Genomic DNA, 25775 nt, shown 5'->3' on the forward strand with positions numbered 1-25775 from the left:
GTAACATCGGAAGCCTTTCCACTCAACGTAAAACACAGTTGTTTTGTATAGAATAAAAACGCCTCCTATTACCATCAAAGTGTATCCACATCTATTTCAAAGCAACGCTGTCAGACTGTCTAAGTCTTTGATATTTAACTATTAACTTAAAAGCCACATAGGACGAACTTCGTCTTAACCATCAATTGAGTTATCTTATAGATATACATCAGTCTGAATATCAACCCATAATAAATGTTAACTTATTGATAAAAATAAGGTTTAGGAAAATAAATGGAATCTTCTCAGTTTTATGATTTCTACAAAAATTCGGCTGACGCCGACCTTGCCCTCAAAAAAATGCAAGATGAAATCAATAAACCACGCCGTACATTGATTGGTTTAACAGGTGGTCCCGGATCAGGTAAAAGCACTTTGGCTAACTATTTGGCCAACCAATTTACTGAGAAATACCCAGAACAAGTAATATGTCTTTCGATGGATGGCTTTCATCTTTCTAAAGCCCAACTCAGCACTTTACAAAATTCAGAAGAAGCTTTTGCAAGAAGAGGAGCACCTTGGACATTTGACAGCGCCTCGTTTATTGAGAGAGTTAAGGACATTCATCAAAACTACCAACAACAAGATATTTTATGGCCTAGTTTTGACCATAGCCTAGGCGACTCAATTGAAAACGATATTTGTATAAAAAAAGAAACAAAAGTCGTTTTAATTGAAGGCTTATATTTGTTACATCAACAGGATGGTTGGCAAGATGCAGCTGCATTATTTGATGAACATTGGTTCCTAGATACTCCGATTAATACATCCTTTGAGCGATTAGCACAACGCCACATGAAGGCTTGGGGGTTTAGCCATGAACAAGCCATGGAGAGAATAAACCAAAGTGATGGATTTAATGCGGAACTGGTTTTATCGACAAAAGATCAAGCAGATTGGCTGTTGAAAGACTAATGTTTTTCAGTAATCATAAGTAAAGGGAGTTCACCAGATAAGCGCCATTCAATTTGTACATGCTGATAATCTGGATGAAGCCATAACGAACCCACTGCAATTAACTCATCGCCGACAAAAAGGTAGGGGAGATGATCCCGCCACCAACTAGGTACCTGAAGATCATTTAGCCACTTTTTCAGCTTACGGCTTTTTCCATTTTTAAGGGTCAATACGGCCCCATGTGGACGCTCACGTAAAACACAGCTTTCACATCCATCAACTCGAACTTGATCAAACGGGCGTACCAACACAGCACCCGCATTTAAGGGAGAAAACTTAGCTGGCTTGTCTAACGGAAGAAGGTAAATCGTATTTTTATGACGCATGATACGACCATTGCTAAGTTGAAATTCTGGATGTCTATCTTGGCCACCAGACAACATTTTTTCGATACTTTCTAGTTGAGCATGCGGCAAAGACAACCCTTTAGATTGTAAAAAGTGTCGAAGCCAGAACAGCCTTTCACCGACTGCTTTCTTCGTAATGAAGGATAGATTCAAACCGCCAAATTCGTTGCACCATTCCTCCAACTGACGATAAGCGAACTGGGAAAGTATACGATAATCAGTTTCGATTCGTTGCGCGCTAACAACAATATTTTGCTCCATTGTCGGAAAGCGTTCTTTCAGAATAGGAACAACTCGATGACGTAAAAAGTTTCGTGTAAACCGTTCATCAAGATTAGATTCGTCCTGGATCCACTCCAACTTCTCTTGATAGGCATAGTTCTCAATGCTAGCTTTCGACACACCAAGCAAAGGACGAACTAGACAAGCCCCTTTTTTACCAATTGTCCGTGTACGAGGCATACCCGAAAGCCCTTTCCCGCCGGTTCCACGCAACAGGCGGAATAACACAGTTTCAACTTGATCGTCACCATGATGTGCCAATAGCAAGACGTCTTTCGTCGACATAACGCTCTCAAAAGCTTGATATCGAGCATTACGCGCAGCATCCTCGACGGAGGCTTGTATTTCCAATTGAACGTACTGAGCCTCAAAACGTACACCTAGCTTTTGACAAACTTGTTTGCAGTGGTTTAGCCAGCTATCGGCATGATCACTAAGCCCATGATGAACATGAATCACTGCGATATTTTTCTTCTGCTGAAAAGAAAGCTGACTTACGATAGCATTAAGCAGAACATGAGAATCCACGCCTCCACTAAAACCAACCCACACAGTTTCGACCTCAGAGAATAAACAATTCACCCACTCTTGATTAAAAGAAAGTGGTGATAAGCAATGTATTGGCTTTAATTGCGTATGCTTCATCATAATATCTAAATAAGCGACCATTCATTCAACACTCAATAAAATAAAAACAAAAAAGCCCCCTTAATAGGAGGCTTTTTTAGAATTTCAAGAAATTATAAACCGTATGACATCAAACGATTATAACGACGAGCCAATAGCTCTTCTGTCGTTAGGGTTTCCATTCTATCCAATGAAGCCAGAATATTTTCTTTTAGGCTTTGTGCAATTTGCTCGTGGGCAATATGAGCGCCACCTAATGGCTCAGGAACAATAGTGTCAACCAACCCTAGTTCCTGAAGACGTTGAGCAGTAATACCCATCGCTTTCGCTGCGTCAGATGCACGATCCGCGCTCTTCCACAAAATAGAAGCGCAACCTTCAGGTGAAATTACAGAGTAAGTACCGTATTGCAACATCATTAGCTCATCACAAACGCCGATAGCCAAAGCACCACCAGAACCGCCCTCACCAATTACGGTAGAGATAATAGGTGTTTTAAGACGAGACATTACTGCTAAGTTATAAGCAATTGCTTCACTTTGTCCGCGCTCTTCAGCACCGATACCAGGATAAGCTCCAGGTGTGTCGATTAAAGTAACAATTGGTAAGCCAAAACGCTCCGCCGTTTCCATAAGACGCAACGCCTTACGATAACCTTCTGGAGCTGGCATACCAAAGTTACGCAATACTTTTTCTTTAACATCACGCCCTTTTTGATGACCTATAACCATCACAGAACGACCATCCAAACGGGCTATGCCACCAACAATTGCACGATCATCAGCATAATGACGGTCGCCATGCATTTCTTCAAAGTCAGTAAATGCGTGATTGATGTAATCAAGTGTATAAGGGCGCTTTGGATGACGTGCTAATTGAGAAACTTCCCAAGCGCCTAAATTACTAAATAGGCTTTTAGTAAGCGCTATTTTTTTACTTTCTAGTCGGCTAATTTCATCACTGATATTTAGCTCATTATCGTTACCGACTAAACGCAACTCTTCAATTTTTTGTTCAAGCTCAGCAATCGGCTGCTCGAAAGGGAGATAATCTAAATTCATGTTTAATTACACTGCTGTTTGGTTGTCATAAAATTCAAAGTAAAAGGCGAATCACTATTTACTCTATAGTTCTATAAATGCGTCGCTACTACGCCACAAATCCATTGTACCAATTCTTAAATTGGTGCTAAGTATACACTAACTGAACGTTTTGTTTACCGTATTGTTTCTGAAGTTTATGAATTAATTCGTCGTCTGGCCGAACTTTCCAATCATTTCCTAAACGAATGTCGCCACATGCTTCCGGAGTATCAAACCCTATAACGACATCACAGCCATCACCTCGAAATGAGGTCATGTAGTTCGCTAGTGTTTGTATGTCTATTGGTGTCACTGTTTCTGAAGTCCAAGTAATTCGTAATGCTTCCACATAACGTATTCTAGCTTGAGCTATATCAAGCATATTTCGAGCAATAACTTTTTGCCCACCACGAAACTCATCAACCGTTATTTCACCTTCAACTACGACAACTTCATCTTTTACAATAACATCTTTGAAGTTGTCATAGTTATCAGGGAACACAGTGACTTCAATACGCGCAGAACGATCATCTAAAGTTACAAAGGCAATATTACCACCTTTTTTACTCTTGGTAATCCGCAAGTCTACGATCAGCCCTGCCATAATCTGCGTGTCACCACGTTTAGGCTGAAGGTCGACAATTTTTGAACGGACGAAGCGGCGTATTTCTTTTTCATATTCATCAATTGGGTGTCCAGTAACATACAATCCCAATGTATCTTTTTCACCATCGAGGCGCTGACGCGGAGGCCACTCATGTTGCACACCAATTTCTTTATAAGCATCCTCGGCACTCTCCTCTACCGCGATGCCGAACATATCCATCATACCTTCATCTTGACTTTTAGCATCCTGAGCAGCTCTTTTTAATGCATTATCAATGCTAGCGAAGAGCGTTGCTCGGTTTGGCCCAATTGTATCAAAAGCTCCCGAACGAACTAAGGCTTCCATCACTCGCTTATTTACTTTACGCCCAACACGCTGGCAAAAATCGAAAATATGTTCAAACGGGCCATCTTTTCTTGCTTCAACAATCGCCTCGATAGGGCCTTCACCAACGCCTTTAATTGCACCCAAGCCATAAACAATGGCGCCTTTTGTGTTTACCGTAAATTTAAAGACGGACTCGTTAACATTTGGTAGTTCCAAACCTAACTTCATGGAGCGACATTCTTCAATAAAAATAACTATTTTATCGGTATTCTGCATATCCGCAGACAGTACGGCGGCCATGAAAGGGGCTGGATAATGATTTTTTAGCCAAGCAGTTTGGTATGAAACAAGGGCATAAGCAGCGGAATGGGATTTATTGAAACCATAACCCGCAAACTTCTCCATCAAATCGAAAATGTTACCGGATAAGTCTTTATCAACATTATTTTTAAGTGCACCTTCCATAAAAATAAGGCGTTGTTCTGCCATTACTTCTGCTTTCTTTTTACCCATGGCTCGGCGTAGTAAATCGGCGCCACCAAGAGAAAACTTAGCCAACACCTGAGCTATCTGCATTACTTGCTCTTGATACAAGATAATGCCGTATGTTGGTTCTAATACAGGGATAAGGTCATCATGCTGGTAATCTGAATGAGGAAAAGCCAATTCAGCACGACCATGCTTACGGTTTATAAAGTCGTCTACCATCCCTGAACCTAATGGACCAGGACGATATAAGGCCACCAAGGCGATAATATCTTCAAATCGAGATGGCAGTAGCTTTTTAATCAACTCTTTCATACCACGTGATTCCAGCTGGAATACCGCAGTAGTTTCTGCTCGTTTCAATAAGTCATAGGTTGATCTATCCTCAAGGTCGATAAGCGCAATGTCTAATGGCGGCTTACCTTCTAATGCATTGATCGCATCGATATTTTTAACCGCCCAGTCAACCACGGTTAATGTTTTCAAACCCAGAAAGTCAAACTTAACCAGACCAGCTTCTTCTACATCATTTTTATCATATTGAGTAACGAGACCTGAGCCGTCTTCCTCACAATACAAAGGGGCAAAATCAATAAGCTTCGTTGGTGCTATTACAACACCGCCAGCATGCTTACCAAAGTTACGCACTACACCTTCTAAAGATATAGCCATTTCCATGACTTCTGCGGCATCTTCATCACCGGCTAAAAATTCAGGCAATGCAGGTTCTTCTTCCAGCGCTTTTTTCAGCGTCATGCCAATTTCGAAAGGAATCAATTTAGATAATTTGTCGCCTAAACTATAAGGCTTACCTTGAACTCGGGCGACATCCCGCACCACCGCTTTTGCGGCCATTGCACCAAATGTAATGATCTGAGATACCGCATCTCGGCCATAAGTACGCGATACATAATCAATAACTCGGTCACGGTTTTCCATACAAAAATCGATATCGAAATCCGGCATAGATACCCGCTCAGGGTTCAAGAAGCGTTCGAACAGAAGATCGTATTCTAGAGGATCAAGATCTGTGATTTTAAGTGCATAGGCAACCAATGAACCCGCACCAGAACCACGCCCAGGCCCAACAGGAATGCCGTTATCTTTCGACCATTTAATAAAGTCCATTACGATTAAAAAATAACCAGGAAATCCCATTTGATTAATAATATTTAGCTCAAACTCAAGGCGATCCCAGTATTCTTGTCTGCGCTTCTCAACGCGCTCACCATATTTTTTCGTAAGGAAATCAAACCGCTCTATCAAACCATCTAGAGAGAGTTTGTTAAAGAACTCCTCCATTGTCATACCTTCTGGCACAGGGTAATCAGGTAGGAAGTATTCTCCTAACAACACATCTACACTACAACGTTTAGCGATTTCCACTGTATTTTCAAGCGCTTCAGGAATATCCTCAAAAAGAGCAGCCATTTCTTCTGGCGTTTTAAAGTATTGCTCTTCGGTATAACGACGCTTTCGTCTAGGGTCATCAATAGTGACTCCATCATGAATACACACTCGCGCTTCATGGGCTTCAAAGTTCTCTCGTTTCAAAAAACGCACGTCATTTGTTGCAACAACAGGACAATCTAACTGTGTCGCTAACGGCACAACAGCATGAATATAACTTTCTTCGCCTGCTCGACTCGTACGCTGCAATTCAATATAAAAACGATCAGGGAATATCGACATCCAATAGGCTAAACGATTTTTTGCTTCTTCATCTCGACCTTTATTTAGTAAAATACCTATATCGCCAAAGCCCGCACCAGACAGAGCAATAACATCTTCACTAGATGACTCGATCCATTCTCTTTGGATAATCGGACGGCCCTCAACTTGACCTAACTGATAACCTTTAGAAATGATCTCTATAATATTCTTATAACCCTTGTTAGATGTCGCCAACAAGGTAAGTCGGTAACGAGCACCAACTTCATCATCTTCTGCAATAACGACATCTGTACCACAGATAGGCTTGATGCCCTTATCCATAGCGCCTTTATAAAAGCGAACAAAACCACAGAGGTTATTTTCATCTGTCATTGCCACGGCTGGCATAGACATTAACTCTGTCGTACCAAGCAAACCTTTAACTTTAACCAAACCATCCACCAAGGAAAATTCGGTGTGCACTTTTAGATGTATGAACGATGCGGACAAAATACTATCCCTCTAAAATTCTTTTAACTGGACCAAAACTGCGCCGATGAATTGGCGTTATACCATGTAGACGTATCGCCTCAAGGTGTAAAGCAGTAGGGTAACCTTTGTGTTTTTCAAAACCGTATTCTGGGTAAATTTTTGCAGCTTTAACTATATCTCTGTCTCGCGTCACTTTCGCTAAAATAGACGCAGCCGAGATGGCAGCCTGCCTATCATCACCCTTGATTACAGCTTCAGCAGAACAAGGCAAATCAAGCGGAAGTCGATTACCATCCACTAAAACATGTTCAGGCACTACAGGCAATAACGCAACGGCACGAGACATCGCCAGCATACTGGCATGAAGAATGTTTATCTCGTCAATCTCTTCTATCGTCGCACTGGCGATAGCATATGCCAGTGATTTCTCTTTTATTTCAACAAAAAGAGCTTCACGTTTTTTTTCACTCAGTTTTTTGGAGTCTGCAAGCCCTTCTATTGGCTTTTTAGGATCTAAGATCACCGCAGCAGCAACGACCTCACCCGCTAAAGGTCCGCGACCAGCTTCGTCAGTTCCTGCAATCAAATCGCCAAAGTAAACCTCACTAACAAAAGGCTCCATTATTTCCCCTTTGATTCTAGCATTGACAAGATTGCTTGAGCGGCTTGAGCACCTGCATTTTTACTGAGCATTTTATGTAAATTAAAATATTTCTCTTGGATTGATTTGTCTGCATTAAAAGAATGCCACGTTTGTAATAGATTTTTAGCCAAATTCTCCGGCGTTGCAGCGTCTTGTAATAATTCAGGCACAAGCGGCTCATTAGCTAATAAATTCGGTAAAGACACATACGGTACCTTCAGCATTCTAGACATGATGGCGTAGGTAAATTTATTGACTCGATAAGAGACCACCATAGGGCGCTTTACTAACATAGCCTCAAGCGCAGCTGTCCCAGACGCCAGCAAGATGGCATCAGACGCGGCCATAACAGTACGTGACTGTCCATCAATTAGAACTGCATCAACATTTGCCTCTTGTAATATATTAGCTATTTGGACACGCCTTTGCTCGTTGGCCGCTGGCATTAGAAAGACTGCATTCGGCTCTTGCTGTTTAATTAACTTAATGGTTTCAACAAAAAGAGGAGTAAGGCGAGATACTTCGCCTTCTCGTGATCCAGGCAAAATACCAAACACCGGACCACTAACTGGGCCTAAATTAAGAAGAGCTCTTGCTTCATATACATCATTTTTAAGTGGGATTTCATCCGCCAAAGTATGACCAACACAAACTACAGGAATATTATGTTCACGGTAAATAGGCAGCTCGAATGGAAAAAGCGCCAACATCAAATCAACTGATTTTTTAATATTGAAAATACGTTTTTGACGCCACGCCCAAACAGAAGGACTGACATAATGGACAGTAGGAATGCCAGCATGCTTTAATTTCTTAGCAAGTGGCATATTAAAATCAGGGGAATCAATACCAATAAAGGCAGTCGGCGGATTATTCAAGCATGACTGATATAAACGTTTACGGATGCCTAATAACTCTCTTAAACGGCCAAGTACTTCAATAAGCCCCATTACAGACAGCCTATCCATTGGAACAACACTTTTGAAGCCTTGTGCTTGCATTAGAGGACCACCAATTCCCTCAAATACAGCATCTGGCTGCAAGAGTTTTAAATGAGCAATCAGATTAGCACCCAAAATATCACCCGACGCTTCACCAGCTACTAACACGTAGCGCGTTATAGACGTCATTTCCATTTACATAACCCCTAATAATAAAAAACCCCGAAACAGTCGGGGTTTTTTTAAAACATGCTGCTTATCTGACTATTCCACGCTTTGACTGTCGAATCGATAAAATAAACTCGGCCACCTCAGGAACATGGAAAAGATCCCCTTGCTCAAGTTCTTTTAACGCAACGTCTAAGGTAAAACCTTTAAGATAAATGGTTTTATAAGCAGTACGTAAAGACCTTATAACCTCAGTTGGCATACCTCTTCTTCGCATCCCTTCGAAGTTCATACCATGTGCTTTTGCAGGATCACCAGAAACCATAACGTACCTAGGCACATCTTTCACAACCATAGAGCCCATTCCGCACATACTGTACGAGCTCACCTGACAAAATTGATGAACACCAGTGTAGCCACCCAAAATAGCATGGTCACCAACCTTCACATGTCCGGCCAATGCTGCGAAATTGGCCATTATATTATAATCGCCAATTTCGCAGTCATGGCCAACATGGGTACTTGCCATAAACAAATTATGATTACCAATTTCAGTAATACCATTATCTTGCACTGTACCACGATGAATCGTCGCACTTTCACGAATAATGTTACTGTCACCAATAATTAACTGAGTAGGCTCACCTTTATATTTTTTGTCTTGGTTTGCTTCTCCGACAGACGCAAACTGATAAATTTCATTATGACATCCAATTGTCGTATGACCATTAATCACGACATGCGACTTAATAACACTACCAGAACCAATTTTCACATGTGGACCGATCACACAAAAAGGACCGATCTCCACGCTGGAGTCAATTTCTGCATTTGAATCAATTAATGTCGTTGGATGTATAGCCACTATAACCTTACCTGTCTGCACACATAATTGTAGATGAACACACTAACTCACCATCAACGGATGCTTTGCATTCAAATTTCCAAATCCCACGTTTTACCGCAATGATTTTGGCTTCTAACTGTAAACGGTCACCCGGCACAACAGGACGTTTAAAACGTGTCTTATCGGAGCCGACAAAGTAATACATCGAACCATCTTCTGGTGTTTTATCCATGGTTTTAAAACCTAGGACACCAGCGGCTTGAGCCATTGCCTCAATAATTAACACACCAGGCATTACTGGATCATCAGGAAAATGACCGTTAAAAAAAGGCTCGTTCACCGTAACATTTTTATAGGCAACAATGGACTCATTTAAATTTATTTCAACTACACGATCCACCAATAAAAAAGGATACCTATGCGGTAGGTATCGGCGAATTTCTTTTACGTCCATCATTTATTATCAACCTTCTCTAAAAACTTATTAACTTGTTTTTTTAATTGTGAAAACTGCTTCGCCATTTCGTCAATTCGTCTGACTCTAGCAACCGTTCGTCGCCATTTGGTTGTTGGCTCCATGCCCATACCAGAAGAGTAAGATCCCTCCTGATCAATGGAATTACTTATCATGCTCATACCTGTGATATGTACTCTATCTGTAATCAATAGATGTCCAGCTATACAAACACCACCTGAAATAGTACAAAAATCACCAATTTTTGTACTACCAGCAATAGCGGTGCTAGCCGCAATCGCTGTATTATCGCCAATTACTACGTTATGAGCAATTTGAACTTGATTATCTATCTTAACGCCATGACCTATTCGCGTATTCTCTATTGCTCCGCGGTCAATGGTTGTACTCGCACCAACTTCAACACGATCACCGATGACAACAGACCCTAACTGATCAATTTTCTCCCAACTACCATTGTTTGGTGCAAAACCAAAACCATCAGCACCAATTACCGAACCACTATGAAAAATACAATTTTCACCAATGATCACATCATGATAAATAGTAGTGTTCGGATATAAACGAGTACCTTTTCCTACGGTCACGCCACGACCGATGACACAACCAGCGCCAACCATGCAGCCTTCTGCGATTGTCACATCATCATCAATGACAACATTAGGACCAATAATTACACTATCAGCAATAATAGCACTCAATGAAACAACAACACTTTGATGTATACCTTTCCAACCTTGAGTAATAGGAACAAATAAATGAGATAACTGAGCAAACGCTAAATAAGGATTGGATACAACGATGGCATTATCTACCAACTGGGCAAGCTCTTCACTCTTCACAAGCACAGCACCAGAAGAAGTAGATGCAAGCTGATTTTGGTACTTTGGATTGGCCAAGAAGCTCAATTCGTTGTTTGACGCATTTTCTAGTGTGCCTAATTTATGAATAACAATACTGCTATCGCCTTTAACAACACCCTGAACCTTAGCAGCCAATTGCTCCAACGTATAACTCATAGATTAGTTATCCTTATTAATACGTTTCACTAGCTCATTCGTAATATCTGCATCAGCATCTGCATAAAGACTTAATTGTCTATTTAATACTAAATCTAACTTTCGCTCTTCAATTAAAGATTTCAAAGCTGCCTCACCCTGTGGAGTCAAGGATTCAATCAATTGCTTTTCCAACTCTTTGGCTTGACGCTGCATGCTAGCCGCTAAAGCGCGTATCTTGTTCTGAGTCTCCGCTAATCCCTGACGACGCTTCTTAAATTCGTCAGCAGAAAGAGTAAGTTCATCACGTTTTAAGTTATTTGCCGCAGTCTCAAGGTCTGCCTGCTCTTTTTTTAAACGAACATCCATTTCCGCTACTTTTTGCTTTGGACCTTTTGCAGCTTCCTGACCAATATTACTTTGTAATAGAGCGCCTCTAAAATCTACAACGGCAACTTCTGTTGCATGCACACTGCTTATTAACAATAGTCCAAAAAAAGCGGTTAGTAAGTTTTTCATGCTATATACCCTGTATTGTATTTTGAATTAAAAAGACGTTCCAAGACGAAATTGGAAAAAATCAGTATCGTCATCGTCATCTGGATTAAGCGCTTTAGCTATATTAAATGACAGCGGTGCTATTGGCGTTATCCAAGTCCAACTCAAACCTATACTATAACGAAACTCCGATGTCTCAACACCTTCAGTACAATTTGTACTAACTGAATAACATGTGTCCGTAAATACATTACCGCCATCCAAGAAAAGTGCCGTACGAACAGACTTATGATCATCAACCATAGGTAAAGGAAAGATTATTTCGGCGGTTCCTACCATAAGTATATTACCACCCATAGCACTACTTTCCTCATCCGAAGAGCTATCATAAGAATTTTGAGGGCCTAATGAAGACGAACCATAACCACGCACAGAACCAACGCCACCTGCGTAATAGTTTTCATAGAAAGGCAAATATTCTGAATCACTATAACCATTACCATAACCGAACCGAGCTTTTGCATGGAATAACCAAAGACTTGAATTGTTAATATTCCAATATTTTTCAGACGTAAGACCTATTTTATAATATTGTTGATCACTACCTGGTGTTGACGCTCGTAAGTTAACACTCGTCGAATAACCATTGGTAGGCAAAATGCCACCAATTAAATCATTATCACTCCATGTGACAGAAGCAATCAGATCATCAAAATTATCACCATAGGTATTAGTAAAAAATTCAGTCTCATTGGATGGGTCATCACTAATATCAATTTGTGTTTCCTGAACGGCTAAAGCAAAAGTCAGGTTTTGTGTGTCAGAAAGCGGATAACCATAACTAAGCTCAACGCCTTTTTTATCAATTTGATAATCCTCGATATCGTCATCGTCATAATCACTTACTTGATAGTAAAACCTTACACCTCTGCTCACCCCATCAACCGTAAAATAAGGGTTATTGTAGCTAATTGAGTAGGATGTATAATCATCAGATTGCGACGCATTAAAAGCCAGTCGATTACCAGTACCCATAAAGTTTGACTTAGAAATACCAAAGCCATAAATGAGCCCATCATCATCAGAAAAACCAATACTGGCTTGAATACTACCTGAGGGCTGTTCCTGTACGACAACATCAATATCTACCTGGTCTGTCGTACCTGGAACTGGACGAGTTTGTAGATTAACACTTCCAAAAAAGCCTAATCGTTCTATACGACGCTTTGAAGATTGTATTTTCGAATGTACAGCTAAAGCCCCTTCAAACTGAGTCATTTCACGACGTAACACCTCATCTTTAGTCTCGCTATTACCACTAAAAGTAATACGACGAACATACACTTTAGGTCCAGGTGTAATTTGATAACTAAGGTTAACAGTGTGGTTTTCTAGTTTTTCAGGAATCACATTAACATTGGTAAACAAGTAGCCATTATTACCAAGCTCTGTAGAAATACCTTCAATAATACGAGTCACTTCGCTACGAGAAAAAACATCGCCTTTTTTATGAGTAATTTGTTTCCAAACATTGTCTTCTGGAATAGGTAGACTACCACTCAAGGAAAGGTCATTCACATAATAAGGAGCGCCTTCCTCGACATTAATAACGATATAAACGTCGCGTTTATCTGCAGAAAGACTTACCTGGCTCGAAACAACACTAAAGTCTAAATAGCCTTTATCTAAATAGAAACTTTTTAAGGTATTAATATCCCCTTCTATTTTTCCTTTAGCGTATTCATCCGCTGAACTAAAAGGGTTCCAATATCCAGTTTCTCTTGATTCAAAATCTTCAGTAAGGACTTCATCATCAAAATCCTTATTACCTACAATATTGATATGTACTATCTTAGCCGTTTCGCCCTCATCAATATTAATGGTAATACCAGTACGATTTCGAGGCATATCTTCAACAACAATATCAATTTTGGCACTGTAGCGGCCAAGGGCATAATATTGACGCTGTAATTCTTGAGCAATTTGGTTAAGTGTCTCTGGCTTGTAAATTTCACCTACTTCCAAACCTGACAGTTTTAGTCCACGCTCTAAATCTTCCGTATTAATTAAATCGTTGCCCTCAATAAGTAAATTGCCAATTGAAGGTCGCTCTACAACATCAAAAACCAATATGCTGTTTTCTTCATAGACGTCAATATCACTAAAATAGCCCGTATTAAAAAGAGAATTAATGGCTTGGTATACTTTATCTGAGTCATAAGATTTGCCTTCGTCAAATCCAATCACATCAAATGCACGTGCGGATGGCATTTGAACCAAACCATCAACACGGACATCTTCTACTGTTTTTGCAATACTCTGCATACTAATTAAAACTAAAAATACCGCTGGAACGATTTTCACATCTACCTCTCTACAAGCGGGCAATATCATTAAAAATGGCAATAGCCATTAAAGCAAATAAAAGTGAAGCACCAACACGATATGCCATACTCTGAATTTTTTCAGAGACGGGCTTACGACGAATAGCTTCAATGCCAAAAAACAACAAATGCCCACCATCTAACATTGGTATAGGCAACAAATTAAGCACCCCTAAACTAACACTAAGGTAAGCCATGAACTTCAAGAAGGATTGCACCCCAGATTCTGCTGACGCACTCGCAACTTTTGCAATTGTTATCGGTCCAGATAAATTATCAACCGAAATCAATCCTTGTAACATTTTACCAATAGAAGAAACCGTTAAAGATACCATCTTAGATGTTTGAGCAACACCATAAGAAAAAGATTCTAACAAACCATAACTACGCTCTCTAACCAAACTATCATCCCATTCAGGAGGAACAACAGCCAATCCCGCATAACCTAACACTCTACCGTTTTGCTCAGTAGAGTTCGGGCGCAACAACAACACCTTAACGTCTTGATTTCGTTTTACTTTAACAGTCAAATCTTTATTTGGATTGGCCTGAACCAAAGCAACAACTTGCTGCCAATCCTCTGTCGGTTGGCCAAGCATTTCTATAATTTCATCACCAACCTGAAAACCTGCTACAAAGGCAGCTCCACCATCAACTACTCGGTCGATAATAGGCACTACTTTAGGCCGCCAAGGAGTCACTCCAAAAGATTTAATCAGGTTATTAGACTGAGCATCCATTGGCCAGCCACTTAAACGCACTGCATTTTCTTGCTGAGAGCTCAACCCTTCAACTTGGTAACGAACGATAATTGTTCTTGTTTCACCAATCAAGCTTGCTAACACTAAATTTACATCTTCCCAAGAAGCAACTTGCTCACCCGCAATAGAAACAATCTCATCACCAGACTGGACTTCCGTCTGAGCCATTGGTGAATTTTTTTCGATTTGGCCTACTTTCGGAGCAATTGACTGCACGCCTAATAAAGCCACTAGCGCATAAATAAAAACAGCTAGTATAAAATTGGCAATCGGCCCAGCCGCAACGATAGCAATACGCTGCCCAACACTTTTATTATTAAAAGCTTGGCTTTTCATTGAGTCAGGAACGTCACCTTCACGCTCATCCAACATACGAACATAGCCACCAAGTGGAATCATCGCCAAGGTAAACTCTGTTCCTGTTTTGCCCACATAGCGGTAAATTGGTTTGCCGAAGCCAACAGAAAAACGCAATACCTTGACACCACAGCGTCGAGCCACGAAAAAATGTCCAAATTCATGAAACGTAATGAGAACACCCAAGGAAATAACAATAGAAAGGATATTTTGTATCATAAAAAACCACCGCGATTAACCATATCCTGAGCCAGCTGACGGGAAGAAAAATCCGCCTCAAATACATTATCGAGTGTGTTCACTGTCACTATATTTGCTGCAGACAAGACCCCTTCATTCACTTTTGCAATATCAAGAAAACCAATTTTCCGATTCAAAAAAGCAGCAACAGCAACTTCATTCGCTGCATTCAGCACAGCCATTGCAGTTCCCCCCATAAACCATGCATCTGCCGCGAGTTTTAAGTTAGGAAAACGCGAGGTGTCTGGCGCTTCAAAATTTAAACGGCCCACATCAATAAGACTTAAAGGAGGGACTTGAGTCTCAACCCTCTTTGGCCAAGTCATACCGTAAGCAATAGGTATTCTCATATCCGGATTACCCATTTGAGCAACAACGGAACCATCACGATAAGAAACCATGGAATGAACAATGCTCTCCGGATGTACAACTACTTCAATTTCATTTGGAGTGACATCAAACAACCAACAAGCCTCAATAAGCTCTAAGCCCTTATTCATCAAAGACGCCGAGTCTATTGATATCTTTTGCCCCATAGACCAATTAGGATGCTTACATGCTTGTTCAGGTGTCACTGACGCCATATCATCCAAGGACCAAGTTCTAAATGGCCCTCCAGATGCCGTCAAAAGAATTTTAGATACATCCTGCGTATGGGCTCCAGAAGTAGTTTGAGGCAAACTCTGATATATAGCATTATGTTCACTGTCTATTGGCAACAGCACAACATTATGACGAGCCACTTCATCCATAAACAGCTTTCCAGCGGTGACTAATGACTCTTTATTTGCCAGCAAAGTACGTTTACCGGCTCGAATCCCAGCCAATGTTGGCTTAAGACCAGCAAAACCCATGATCGCAGCCATAACCTGATCAACTGAAGCATCAGAAGCAATACTCTCTAAAGCGTCATTACCCCACTCAAAGGAAGTAGACAAATTACAGCACTGTAAAGCCAAATCATTACGCGCTTTTTCAGACCCCATCACAACACGTTGAGGACGAAAACGGCGGCAAATATCAGCCATTTTCTCGACACTTTCGTTTGCCGACGCATTTATCAATGTAAATTTATCTGGATGCTGAGCAATTATATTTAACGTACTCTGACCAATAGAGCCTGTTGCACCTAATAGACAAATACCTTGCATTAAAGCCACCCAGCCAAACTCAGTAATAAAACATAAATAGGGGCCGCTGCAGTCAAACTATCCACTCGATCCATAACCCCACCATGACCAGGGATAAGATGACTCGAATCCTTCAGGCTCTCATGTCGCTTGAACAAGCTTTCTGTTAAATCCCCTAGAACCGAAACGGAAGATGTTAATAATGCAACAAGAGATAGAATGACCCACTGAGAAAAAACAAAGTCACTTAGCGCAGCAAACGCAACCACGCCTATTTGTGTCAATAACAAACCACCAACAACACCTTCCCAAGATTTTCCAGGACTAACAAACCTAGCCAGCTTCTTTTTGCCAAATGCTCTGCCCGCAAAATAAGCGCCAGAATCAGCTCCCCAGATAAGCCCCATGAGCAGTAACACCCAAACAACAAAATCATTCGATTGCTTTAGTACGACTAAGGAAGACCAGGTTGTCACAAGCACCAAAGCCCCAAACAATAAGCGACTCAATACGTGCTGCCAAACCAAGACTGAGGGGTAACGCATCACCCAATAAAGCGCCAGAATCCACAACAAAGGACTAGCATACAAGGATATTTTTTGCATATTGAAATGAAAAACAACAAAGCACAGTATCCCTATAGAAACAGCAAACAGGATACGTTTAACTTGATTACGTACACCAGATAGACGAGCCCACTCCCAACCAGCTAATAAAACCACCCCTGCCATAGATAAAATAAAACTAGAGGCATCTAATACAAAAACAGCACAGACAAACAATACAGCCATAACAATGGCACTTAAGACACGAGGAAGTAACATTGGTTATCGACCACCATAACGACGTTGACGATTTTGATAAGTTTGAATAGCCTCATCAAAATGTTGTTGATCAAAATCCGGCCACAATACCGGCAGAAAGACAAATTCGGAGTAAGCAGTTTGCCAAAGTAAGAAATTACTAATTCGTTGTTCTCCAGACGTTCGAATCAACAGGTCAGGTGCAGGTGAATTTGCTAGCTGCATATGCTCACCTAATGTAATTTCATCTATTTCTTCTAGAGGCAACTCACCTAACTTAACGCGCTCAGCTATTTTTTTTGCGGCTTCAGCAATATCCCAACGACCACCGTAATTAGCAGCAATGACCAACGTCATTTGGTCGTTATTCTTTGTTGCACTTTCAACACTTACTATTTGCTTTTGAAGCCCATCACTAAAAGCTGTCAAATCACCTATCACTTCAAGCCGAATCCTGTATTTATTTAGACGCTTTAACTCCTTTTTAAGAGAACGCATAAACAATACCATTAAACCATCAACCTCCAATTTTGGACGCTTCCAATTTTCACTGGAAAATGCAAATAGAGTTAATACTTTAACACCAGATTTCGCAGCCATTTCTACCGCACGACGAACAGCAGAAGCACCCGCAGTATGACCTGCAATACTCGGAAGGTGTTTATTCTTTGCCCAGCGATTATTACCATCCATAATAATAGCAACATGAGCAGGCACGATCACTGACTCATCATCAGTGCCAACCAATTCTGACATAACTTTTTCCTAGCCAATAAAAAAAGCGAGCCGAGGCTCGCCTTTCCCATTAAATTGCCATCAGGTCTTTTTCTTTTGCAGCAAGACGATCTTCAACTAAAGAAACATACTTATCTGTGATTTTTTGAACTTGATCCTGACCACGACGATCATCATCCTCAGATATCTCTTTTTCTTTAACCAAGTCTTTGAGACTACCGTTTGCATCTCGGCGAATATTACGAATAGAAATTCGTCCGTTTTCTGCTTCACTTTTAGCTTGTTTAAAATAATTTTTACGCGTTTCTTCAGTTAAAGCAGGCATAGGGATTCGAATTAAATTACCTGTTGTAGAAGGATTCAAGCCCAAATCAGATTTCATAATCGCCTTTTCAATTTCAGGCACTAGATTATTTTCCCAAGGAGAAATACCCAATGTACGTGCATCCTCAACCGTTACGTTAGCCACTTGACTAAGAGGCGTCTCAGATCCGTAGTAGTTAACTTTTACTGAATCTAAAATACTAGGATGCGCTCGGCCTGTACGAATTTTTTTAAATGCAGACTCAACAGAAGAAACCGCTTTATTCATACGGTCTTCTGCATCTTTAAGAATTTCGTTAATCATAACTTCCTCACTTAATAAATATATTTTCAGCGCCACCAGCCATCATATCTATCGAGGCTCCAGGCTTATCGGTGTCCAGCATATCTGTAGATGCGCTATAACCATGCATCATGGTTGGTAAACAACTACTAAGTCCATGACACCCAATTCTTTTTCAAAAAATTCATCATAGCCCAATGTATCATATTTTAAGGCATCAGAATCTTTCAATGGATAAGTAAATTAAACATCATCCACTCTCGATATAATATCTAGATCTATCTCAATACCACAAAAATAAGTAGCAGAGTCATCTGTAAAAAAATAAAAAAAACTTACTAGAAGTACATAAGTAATACCAGCTTCTCATAAAAAGGGGCAGTCAAACTGCCCCTTTTTTTGTATGACACTGAACTCAAAGATTAACCTTTAAGCTGTGCTGCCACTTCTGCTGCAAAATCAACCTCAGCAACTTCAATACCCTCACCTACTTCAAGGCGAGTGAAAGAAGTAACAGAAGCGCCAGCATCTTTTACAAGCTGACCGACTTTAACTTCAGGATTCTTAACGAAAGGCTGCTCAGTCAAGCTGTTTTCAGCCAAGAATTTCTTCATACGACCAACAATCATTTTATCAACGATTTCTGCAGGCTTACCGGCCATGTCTGGCTGAGCACGAACAATTTCTTCTTCTTTCGCTAAAACTTCTGCAGGCATGTCATCACCGCGAACCACTCGAGGAGCAACAGCAGCAACATGCATAGACACATCTTTAGCCAGTTCAGCAGAACCACCTTCCAATTGAGTCAATACAGCTATTTGACCGTTACCGTGGAGGTAACCACCAACTAAACCACCTTCGACGATAACAGCACGACGAGGAGAAATATTTTCACCGATTTTTTGCACTAATGCTTCACGGGCTTGGCCAATTTCACCAGCAAGCAAAACAGCGATATCAGTTTCTTTCGTTGCAAAAACAACGTCAGCTACTTTATTTGCAAAAGAAATAAAGCCTTCATCGCGAGTAGCAAAGTCAGTTTCTGAGTTAACTTCAACCAAAATACCATAAGAAGCATCGTCTGCAACGCGCATAACGATAGTTCCTTCAGCAGCAGTACGACCTGCTTTTTTAGCTGCTTTCATGCCACTTGATTTACGTAGCTCTTCAATAGCGACTTCAACGTCAGCGTTAGCAGCGACGAGTGCTTTTTTACACTCCATCATGCCTAAACCGGTACGATCACGTAGCTCTTTTACCAATGCTGCAGATACTGCGGCCATGTTAAATCCTCTTTATACCAATTCAAATTTAAAAAAGGAGGTCAAAAACCTCCCTTTAGAAACCAGAACAAACTAGAAAGTTTGCTTACGCTTCAGTAGTAGCTTCGCTTACTTCAACGAATTCATCAGCATTTCCAGCAGTCGTAGAACGACCTTCTAGAACAGCATCAGCAAAAGCACCAACATACAACTGAACAGCGCGAATAGCGTCATCATTAGCTGGGATGATGTAATCAACACCATCTGGATTACTGTTAGTATCAACGATACCGATAACAGGAATACCTAATTTATTCGCTTCTTTAATAGCAATACGTTCATGATCAACGTCTACTACAAACAACACATCAGGAAGGCCACCCATATCTTTAATACCACCCATAGAAAGCTCAAGTTTTTCAAGCTCACGAGTACGCATCAAAGCTTCTTTTTTAGTTAGCTTTTCGAATGTACCATCAGATACTTGACCTTCAAGCTCACGAAGACGCTTGATAGAAGCACGGATAGTTTTGTAGTTAGTCAACATGCCACCTAACCAACGGTGGTTTACGTATGGCATACCAGAGCGAGCAGCTTGCTCTTTAATCGTTTTAGATGCAGCACGCTTAGTACCAACAAACAAAACCTTGTTCTTGTTTTCAGCCATTTTCTTAACTAGCTCTAGAGCTTCGTTAAGAGCTGGAACAGTGTGCTCAAGGTTAATGATATGAATCTTATTACGAGCACCAAAAATGAAAGGCTTCATTTTTGGGTTCCAGTAACGAGTTTGGTGACCAAAGTGTGAACCAACCTGAAGAAGGTCGCGCATAGAAACTGTAGGCATTTTACTATCCTTTAATTTGGGTTATTTTTGCTTACCAGCTAAAAGCATCAGTCAAACAAGGTTTAAGGCAACCTATGACACCCCAGACACTCTTATTTAATTTGCGGCAAGATCGTTGATTTATGTAAATTTACTTATCTCAGGCAAATGCCCGACCAAGCCGGCGTTTTATATCACATTTAACAAAAAACCAAAAGACTTGTACGTATTTTTTACATAACTTCAAGCCGCGTTTTTTTCACCTAGAGAGGCGATTCTACCGTTCAAGTCATGTAGAATACCTTGCATCTCGTTAGAAACAATTTAAAGACATATACATTATGAGCAATGAAATACTACAAAAAGTTGAAGAACTTACTAAAAATGGCCGCGTAGACACGCCGAGCTGGACACCTCGCCCAGCCTCTACACGCTTCACTGATATTAATGATATAGAAGGAATGCGAACAGCAGGAAAATTGGCAGCCGATGTATTAATCATGCTAGAGGAATTTGTTGCCCCTGGCGTGACGACAGAACAAATAGACATTATTGCTCACAATTTCATTATTGAAGAGCAGGGCGCGATTCCGGCACCTCTTAATTACCACGGCTTCCCAAAGTCTTGCTGCACTTCCGTCAATGATGTTATTTGCCACGGCATTCCCAATGATAAAGCGCTTAAAAAAGGTGATGCAGTTAATATTGACATAACCATCATCAAAGACGGCTATTATGGTGATACCAGTCGAATGTTTTTTGCAGGTCCTGCCCTACCGCATGCAGAACGTTTAGCGAAAGTTACTCAAGAATGCCTCTATCTTGCTATTGACCTAGTGAAGCCCGGCGCTCGACTAGGTGATATTGGCGCCATTATTTCAGCGCATGCTCACAAACATCACTATTCAGTAGTTGAAGAATATTGCGGCCATGGCGTTGGCACGACTTTCCACGGCGAACCTCAGGTTGCACACTACGGAACAGCTGGTACAGGCGTCATATTAGAAGAAGGCATGACACTAACAATAGAACCTATGATTAATGCAGGTAAAAAACAAGTTAAGCACTTAGGCCCTGATAATTGGATAGCAAAAACCAAAGATGGCCGATTATCAGCACAATATGAACACACCTTACTTGTTACAGCTAATGGCGTTGAAGTACTAACACGTAGACCAGAAGAAACACGCTTCTCATAGAGGCGTATTTTCTTAAATTTAATACAAATAATATTGAAAACAAATAAAGCTAACTAGATCACTTTTAAATCTATTTAATTCATTCTTTGAGGCTCCTGTATGGACTTTCCTGCTTTTCCAGACGCTCCGCCACTCCTCACCCAGGAAGAGAAACAAGAACTAGCAAAACCCAATTGCTCAATTACACGCTACAAAGCTATCATTGAAGAAAAAACCAATGCTTACAACGATTTATTTCACGCTCTATACCCGATAGAAAAACTCGTCAAAGGCCTCTCTTCTTTCTTCGATGAAGTATTACAAGCAGCTTGGATTGCCAAAGAATTAAATATTGAAAATCATGTTAGTTTAATCGCTGTAGGTGGTTATGGACGTAGTGAATTACATCCTAAATCAGATATTGACCTTTTAATTCTTATTGAAAACGAAACCTCTGCGCCAAAAGACAAACTGGAAGCTTTTATCACCTTCCTTTGGGACATTAGTTTAGACATCGGACACAGCGTTCGTACCATTGATCAATGCACTGACATGGCGGCGACCGACATCACAGTCATCACCAACTTAATTGAATCAAGAACACTAATAGGCTCCCCTGACCTGCTTGCAACATTAAAACTACATGTCGACACAGACCACATGTGGGATGGACACTCTTTTTACAAAGCAAAACTAGCAGAGCAAAAGCAACGTCACGCCAAATATCAAAACACTGCATATAACTTAGAACCAAACCTCAAAGAGTGCCCTGGTGGCTTACGAGACATGCAAGTTATTGACTGGGTAGCTAAACGCCACCTACACACTAATAGACTAAGCGCCCTGATTGATAAGCAATTTTTATCTGAAGATGAATATATACAACTTAAAGGTGCTGTCAGCCATCTTTGGCGAGTCCGTTGGGCACTGCATATGGTCGCGGGAAGAAAGGAAGACAGACTTCTTTTTGATCATCAACGCACACTCACAAAGCTCTTTGGTTTCGATGATGACGACCTAAAACGTAATGTAGAGCGTTTTATGCAAGGCTACTATCAAAGCGTTGCTGCAATCCAACAATTAAACGACTTACTTCTTCAGCATTTTGAAGAGTCCTTCCTGAGTCTCGATGCAATTAATACAGTTGATATAATCAACGATAACTTTCAAATCGCTAACGGCCAATTAGAAGCTCGATCACCAACGCTTTTTCAAGATAACCCATCCTGCATGCTTGAAATTTATGTTTTATTTGGTGATCAAGAGAATATCAAAGGCCTTCGCGCTAACACAATGAGACAGCTTCGCGACAACCTAGAACTCGTTGATGATGACTTTAGAAATAACAAAAAAAATACAGATCTTTTTCTTGATGTTATTGCCAGTCGATATCACCTCAGCAGCATATTAAGATCCATGAAGCACTTAGGTTTACTTGGGCGATACTTGCCTGAGTTCGGCGCTATTATAGGCCAAATGCAGCACGATTTATTTCATATTTACACAGTAGATGCACATACGTTACAACTAGTAGAAAATTTACGACGTTTGTGGCTGCCGGAATACAAACAGAAGTTTCCCATTTCATCACAAGCCATACGACATATAGAAAAAGTAGAGCTTGTCTATATTGCAGGCCTATACCACGACATAGCAAAAGGTCGAGGCGGAGATCACTCTGAACTTGGCTGTGTTGATGCACAGGCTTTTTGTGAGAGACACGGGCTTTCAAAGAAAGATACAGCCTTAATTGTGTGGCTAGTTCGAAACCATCTTTTCATGTCTGTTACTGCTCAAAGAAAAGATATATCAGATCCTGAGGTTATTTGGGAATTCGCTAGTTATGTGAAAGACCAAGAACACCTGGATTATTTATTCATCCTGACAGTAGCTGACATAAATGCAACCAATCCAACTATGTGGAATAGTTGGCGTGCATCACTTATGCGCCAACTATATTTAGAAACTAAACGCGCACTTCGTCGTGGTCTCGACTCACCTATCGATGCCGAAATGATCAGTGACGAACACAAACAGCGCGCGCTAGAAGTTATGCTAGAAAACAATGCAGACATCACTGAAGCTGAAGACATTTGGTCAACCATTGAAGATGAGTATTTCATTCGCTCAAATGGCGATGAAATAGCATGGAATACGGAAGCCATCTTACGTCACCGCCCAAGCCAAAAACCACTTATCGCAGTAACACCGTTGGGCGGACGAAATTTCTCAGGCGCTAGTAAAATCTTTATTTATACTCCTATTAGCAACCATCTCTTTGCCGTTATGGCCGCAACATTTGAACAACTAGGCCTGACAATTTTAGATGCTAAAATCAGCCATACAACGGATAACTACAGTTTAGATAGTTTTGTTGTTATGGACAGTAACGATAACGACACTAATTTATACCTAGATAAAGAACGCATAAACTTAATTCGACAAACACTAATGGAACAACTTGAAACGCCGTCGCGATATGAAAGCGTTGTACAACGACACACTCCAAGAATCTTAAAAATATTTAACTCTCCAGCAACAGCTCACTTTGTTAGCCAACCCGAAGAGGTCTGGTCAGCGCTTGAAATAACAGCACCAGACCGCCCAGGTTTACTTGCTTTAGTAGGGCAATTTTTTATGAATAACGGCATCATGCTGCATAAGGCTAAAATTGCCACACTCGGAGAGCGTGTAGAAGATACTTTTTACATAACCGAAGATAATGGCGACCTTATTACTGACAACGATCGTATAAATACAATCTGTAACCTTTTAAAAGAGAAAATAGACCGTTTCTCTAAAGCCATGGACTAGAACCTAATGAACCCTCTTATACACTCTTTGCACCCATATCCATTCCAAAAGCTTGCAGAGCTTCTAGAAGGGATAACACCTAACCCCGAAAAAACGCTAATTAAATTAACCATTGGCGAACCTCAACACGAAGCACCCGCCATTGTCTTAGAAACACTCGCCAATAGCTTAAATGGTGTCAGTAAATATCCCAGCACAAAAGGTGAACTACCTTTACGAAGCACTATTAGCGAATGGACAAAACGTCGTTTTAAACTGGAAAGTTTAGACCCTGAAACAGAAATCCTACCCGTCTCAGGTACGCGAGAAGCGCTATTTGCTATCACCCAAACATTAGTAGGTGAAAAAAATAAACCTCTTGTCATAAGTCCAAATCCTTTTTATCAAATTTACGAAGGCGCTGGCATTCTCGCTGGCGCCGATCTTCACTTTCTTCCGTGCGGATCAGAAACAAGGTATAAAGTTGATTACCAAAGCGTAAGCGATGATATTTGGAAGCGTTGCGAAGTGTTGTTTGTCTGTTCGCCAAATAACCCGAGTGGCACAGTCACAACGCTTGAGGAATACGCCTACCTGATTGAAAAAGCGAAGATGTTTAATTTCACCATTGTGGCTGATGAGTGCTATTCAGAAATTTACTTTGGTAATCAAGCACCTTTAGGTTTACTGGAAGCGTGCCAAAAACTTGGCAATACAAACTATAAGCACTGTCTAATTTTTCAATCTCTTTCTAAACGCTCAAACCTACCAGGCCTTCGTTCTGGTTTTGTTGCTGGTGACGCCTCTTTATTAAAACCTTTTTTACTCTATAGAACCTACCAAGGTTGCGCCATGCCAGCTCACCATCAAAATGCATCAGTTGCAGCCTGGAACGATGAAAAACATGTTGTAAAAAATCGTGAAATCTACACTCGTAAATTTGATGCTGTTTTAAGCATATTATCACCTGTTATGGACGTTGAAAAACCAGAAGCTGGGTTTTATCTCTGGCCAAAAATAGACATAACAGATGAAGAGTTTTGCATATCACTGTACCGAGAAGAAGCAGTATTGGTACTTCCTGGCAGTTATTTAGGACGCGAAATAGAGGGGACCAACCCTGGCAGCCAGCATATTCGAATGGCATTAGTTGCCGAAGAATTAGAGTGCGTCGAAGCCGCAAAAAGAATTCAATCTTTCTTGATTCGTAACAATCTTATCAAAAAATAATTT

The 25775-nt window shown here is 40.7% G+C and carries 21 protein-coding genes; 4 read left to right on the top strand and 17 right to left on the bottom strand.

The window, feature by feature from the left end:
- Positions 1 to 273: 273 nt before the first annotated feature.
- Positions 274 to 954 carry an AAA family ATPase gene (locus tag IF202_RS14475; RefSeq protein ID WP_191595627.1) on the top strand — a complete coding sequence of 227 codons (681 nt, stop codon included), beginning with the start codon at positions 274 to 276 and terminating at the stop codon, positions 952 to 954.
- On the opposite strand, the gene tilS is transcribed toward IF202_RS14475, so the two are convergent.
- The 17 genes from tilS to rpsB all read right to left on the bottom strand — a co-directional run bounded on the left by tilS (position 951) and on the right by rpsB (position 20592).
- Positions 951 to 2294: a tRNA lysidine(34) synthetase TilS gene (gene tilS, locus IF202_RS14480; protein ID WP_235963564.1), complete on the bottom strand. Its 1344-nt coding sequence runs from the start codon at positions 2292 to 2294 to the stop codon at positions 951 to 953. The two genes, IF202_RS14475 and tilS, sit on opposite strands and share 4 nt — an antisense overlap.
- A 71-nt stretch (positions 2295 to 2365) precedes the next feature.
- Entirely contained in the window at positions 2366 to 3313 is a 948-nt protein-coding gene (accA, locus tag IF202_RS14485; RefSeq protein WP_191595628.1) for an acetyl-CoA carboxylase carboxyl transferase subunit alpha, read from the bottom strand.
- A gap of 127 nt (positions 3314 to 3440) precedes the next feature.
- Positions 3441 to 6917, bottom strand: coding sequence for a DNA polymerase III subunit alpha (dnaE, locus tag IF202_RS14490; RefSeq protein WP_191595629.1), 3477 nt, complete (start codon positions 6915 to 6917; stop codon positions 3441 to 3443).
- Positions 6918 to 6921: 4 nt separating this feature from the next.
- On the bottom strand, positions 6922 to 7521 hold the full coding sequence (rnhB, locus tag IF202_RS14495; protein WP_191595630.1) for a ribonuclease HII: 600 nt from the start codon (positions 7519 to 7521) through the stop codon (positions 6922 to 6924).
- Complete coding sequence (gene lpxB / locus IF202_RS14500) at positions 7521 to 8678, bottom strand: lipid-A-disaccharide synthase (protein WP_191595631.1); 1158 nt, start codon at positions 8676 to 8678, stop codon at positions 7521 to 7523. Before lpxB ends, rnhB begins: the two co-directional genes overlap by 1 nt.
- Before the next feature lie 61 nt (positions 8679 to 8739).
- A complete protein-coding gene (gene lpxA, locus IF202_RS14505; protein WP_191595632.1) occupies positions 8740 to 9516 on the bottom strand; it encodes an acyl-ACP--UDP-N-acetylglucosamine O-acyltransferase in 777 nt (258 codons plus the stop codon).
- A gap of 7 nt (positions 9517 to 9523) precedes the next feature.
- Positions 9524 to 9955: a 3-hydroxyacyl-ACP dehydratase FabZ gene (fabZ, locus tag IF202_RS14510; protein WP_036161839.1), complete on the bottom strand. Its 432-nt coding sequence runs from the start codon at positions 9953 to 9955 to the stop codon at positions 9524 to 9526.
- The gene (lpxD, locus tag IF202_RS14515; protein WP_191595633.1) at positions 9952 to 10992 is read right to left on the bottom strand and encodes a UDP-3-O-(3-hydroxymyristoyl)glucosamine N-acyltransferase; all 1041 of its coding nucleotides are present in this window, start codon (positions 10990 to 10992) and stop codon (positions 9952 to 9954) included. The genes fabZ and lpxD overlap by 4 nt, the downstream gene beginning before the upstream one ends.
- Positions 10993 to 10995: 3 nt before the next feature.
- Complete coding sequence (locus IF202_RS14520) at positions 10996 to 11490, bottom strand: OmpH family outer membrane protein (protein WP_191595634.1); 495 nt, start codon at positions 11488 to 11490, stop codon at positions 10996 to 10998.
- 27 nt (positions 11491 to 11517) lie between these two features.
- Positions 11518 to 13833, bottom strand: coding sequence for an outer membrane protein assembly factor BamA (gene bamA, locus IF202_RS14525; protein WP_328797235.1), 2316 nt, complete (start codon positions 13831 to 13833; stop codon positions 11518 to 11520).
- Positions 13834 to 13843: 10 nt separating this feature from the next.
- Positions 13844 to 15190: an RIP metalloprotease RseP gene (gene rseP, locus IF202_RS14530; protein ID WP_191595636.1), complete on the bottom strand. Its 1347-nt coding sequence runs from the start codon at positions 15188 to 15190 to the stop codon at positions 13844 to 13846.
- Positions 15187 to 16362: a 1-deoxy-D-xylulose-5-phosphate reductoisomerase gene (gene ispC / locus IF202_RS14535; RefSeq protein WP_191595637.1), complete on the bottom strand. Its 1176-nt coding sequence runs from the start codon at positions 16360 to 16362 to the stop codon at positions 15187 to 15189. Before ispC ends, rseP begins: the two co-directional genes overlap by 4 nt.
- Positions 16362 to 17165: a phosphatidate cytidylyltransferase gene (locus IF202_RS14540; protein WP_191595638.1), complete on the bottom strand. Its 804-nt coding sequence runs from the start codon at positions 17163 to 17165 to the stop codon at positions 16362 to 16364. Before IF202_RS14540 ends, ispC begins: the two co-directional genes overlap by 1 nt.
- Before the next feature lie 3 nt (positions 17166 to 17168).
- Positions 17169 to 17900 carry a polyprenyl diphosphate synthase gene (uppS, locus tag IF202_RS14545; RefSeq protein WP_191595639.1) on the bottom strand — a complete coding sequence of 244 codons (732 nt, stop codon included), beginning with the start codon at positions 17898 to 17900 and terminating at the stop codon, positions 17169 to 17171.
- Between the two features lie 49 nt (positions 17901 to 17949).
- Positions 17950 to 18507 (bottom strand): ribosome recycling factor, encoded by a 558-nt coding sequence (gene frr, locus IF202_RS14550; protein WP_191595640.1) that lies wholly within the window; start codon positions 18505 to 18507, stop codon positions 17950 to 17952.
- Positions 18508 to 18908: 401 nt separating this feature from the next.
- Positions 18909 to 19769: a translation elongation factor Ts gene (gene tsf, locus IF202_RS14555; protein ID WP_191595641.1), complete on the bottom strand. Its 861-nt coding sequence runs from the start codon at positions 19767 to 19769 to the stop codon at positions 18909 to 18911.
- An 85-nt stretch (positions 19770 to 19854) separates the two neighbouring features.
- Entirely contained in the window at positions 19855 to 20592 is a 738-nt protein-coding gene (gene rpsB / locus IF202_RS14560) for a 30S ribosomal protein S2 (protein ID WP_191595642.1), read from the bottom strand.
- A 320-nt stretch (positions 20593 to 20912) separates the two neighbouring features.
- Between rpsB and map the strand changes: the two genes are divergently transcribed.
- The 3 genes from map (at position 20913) to dapC (ending at position 25772) form a co-directional block, all read left to right on the top strand.
- Complete coding sequence (gene map, locus IF202_RS14565) at positions 20913 to 21770, top strand: type I methionyl aminopeptidase (RefSeq protein WP_191595643.1); 858 nt, start codon at positions 20913 to 20915, stop codon at positions 21768 to 21770.
- Positions 21771 to 21869: 99 nt separating this feature from the next.
- A complete protein-coding gene (gene glnD / locus IF202_RS14570; RefSeq protein ID WP_191595644.1) occupies positions 21870 to 24563 on the top strand; it encodes a [protein-PII] uridylyltransferase in 2694 nt (897 codons plus the stop codon).
- Positions 24564 to 24569: 6 nt separating this feature from the next.
- Positions 24570 to 25772, top strand: coding sequence for a succinyldiaminopimelate transaminase (gene dapC / locus IF202_RS14575; protein WP_191595645.1), 1203 nt, complete (start codon positions 24570 to 24572; stop codon positions 25770 to 25772).
- Positions 25773 to 25775: the final 3 nt, after the last annotated feature.

It is taken from the genome of Marinomonas colpomeniae, assembly GCF_014803385.1.
Taxonomy (GTDB): Bacteria; Pseudomonadota; Gammaproteobacteria; order Pseudomonadales; family Marinomonadaceae; genus Marinomonas; species Marinomonas colpomeniae.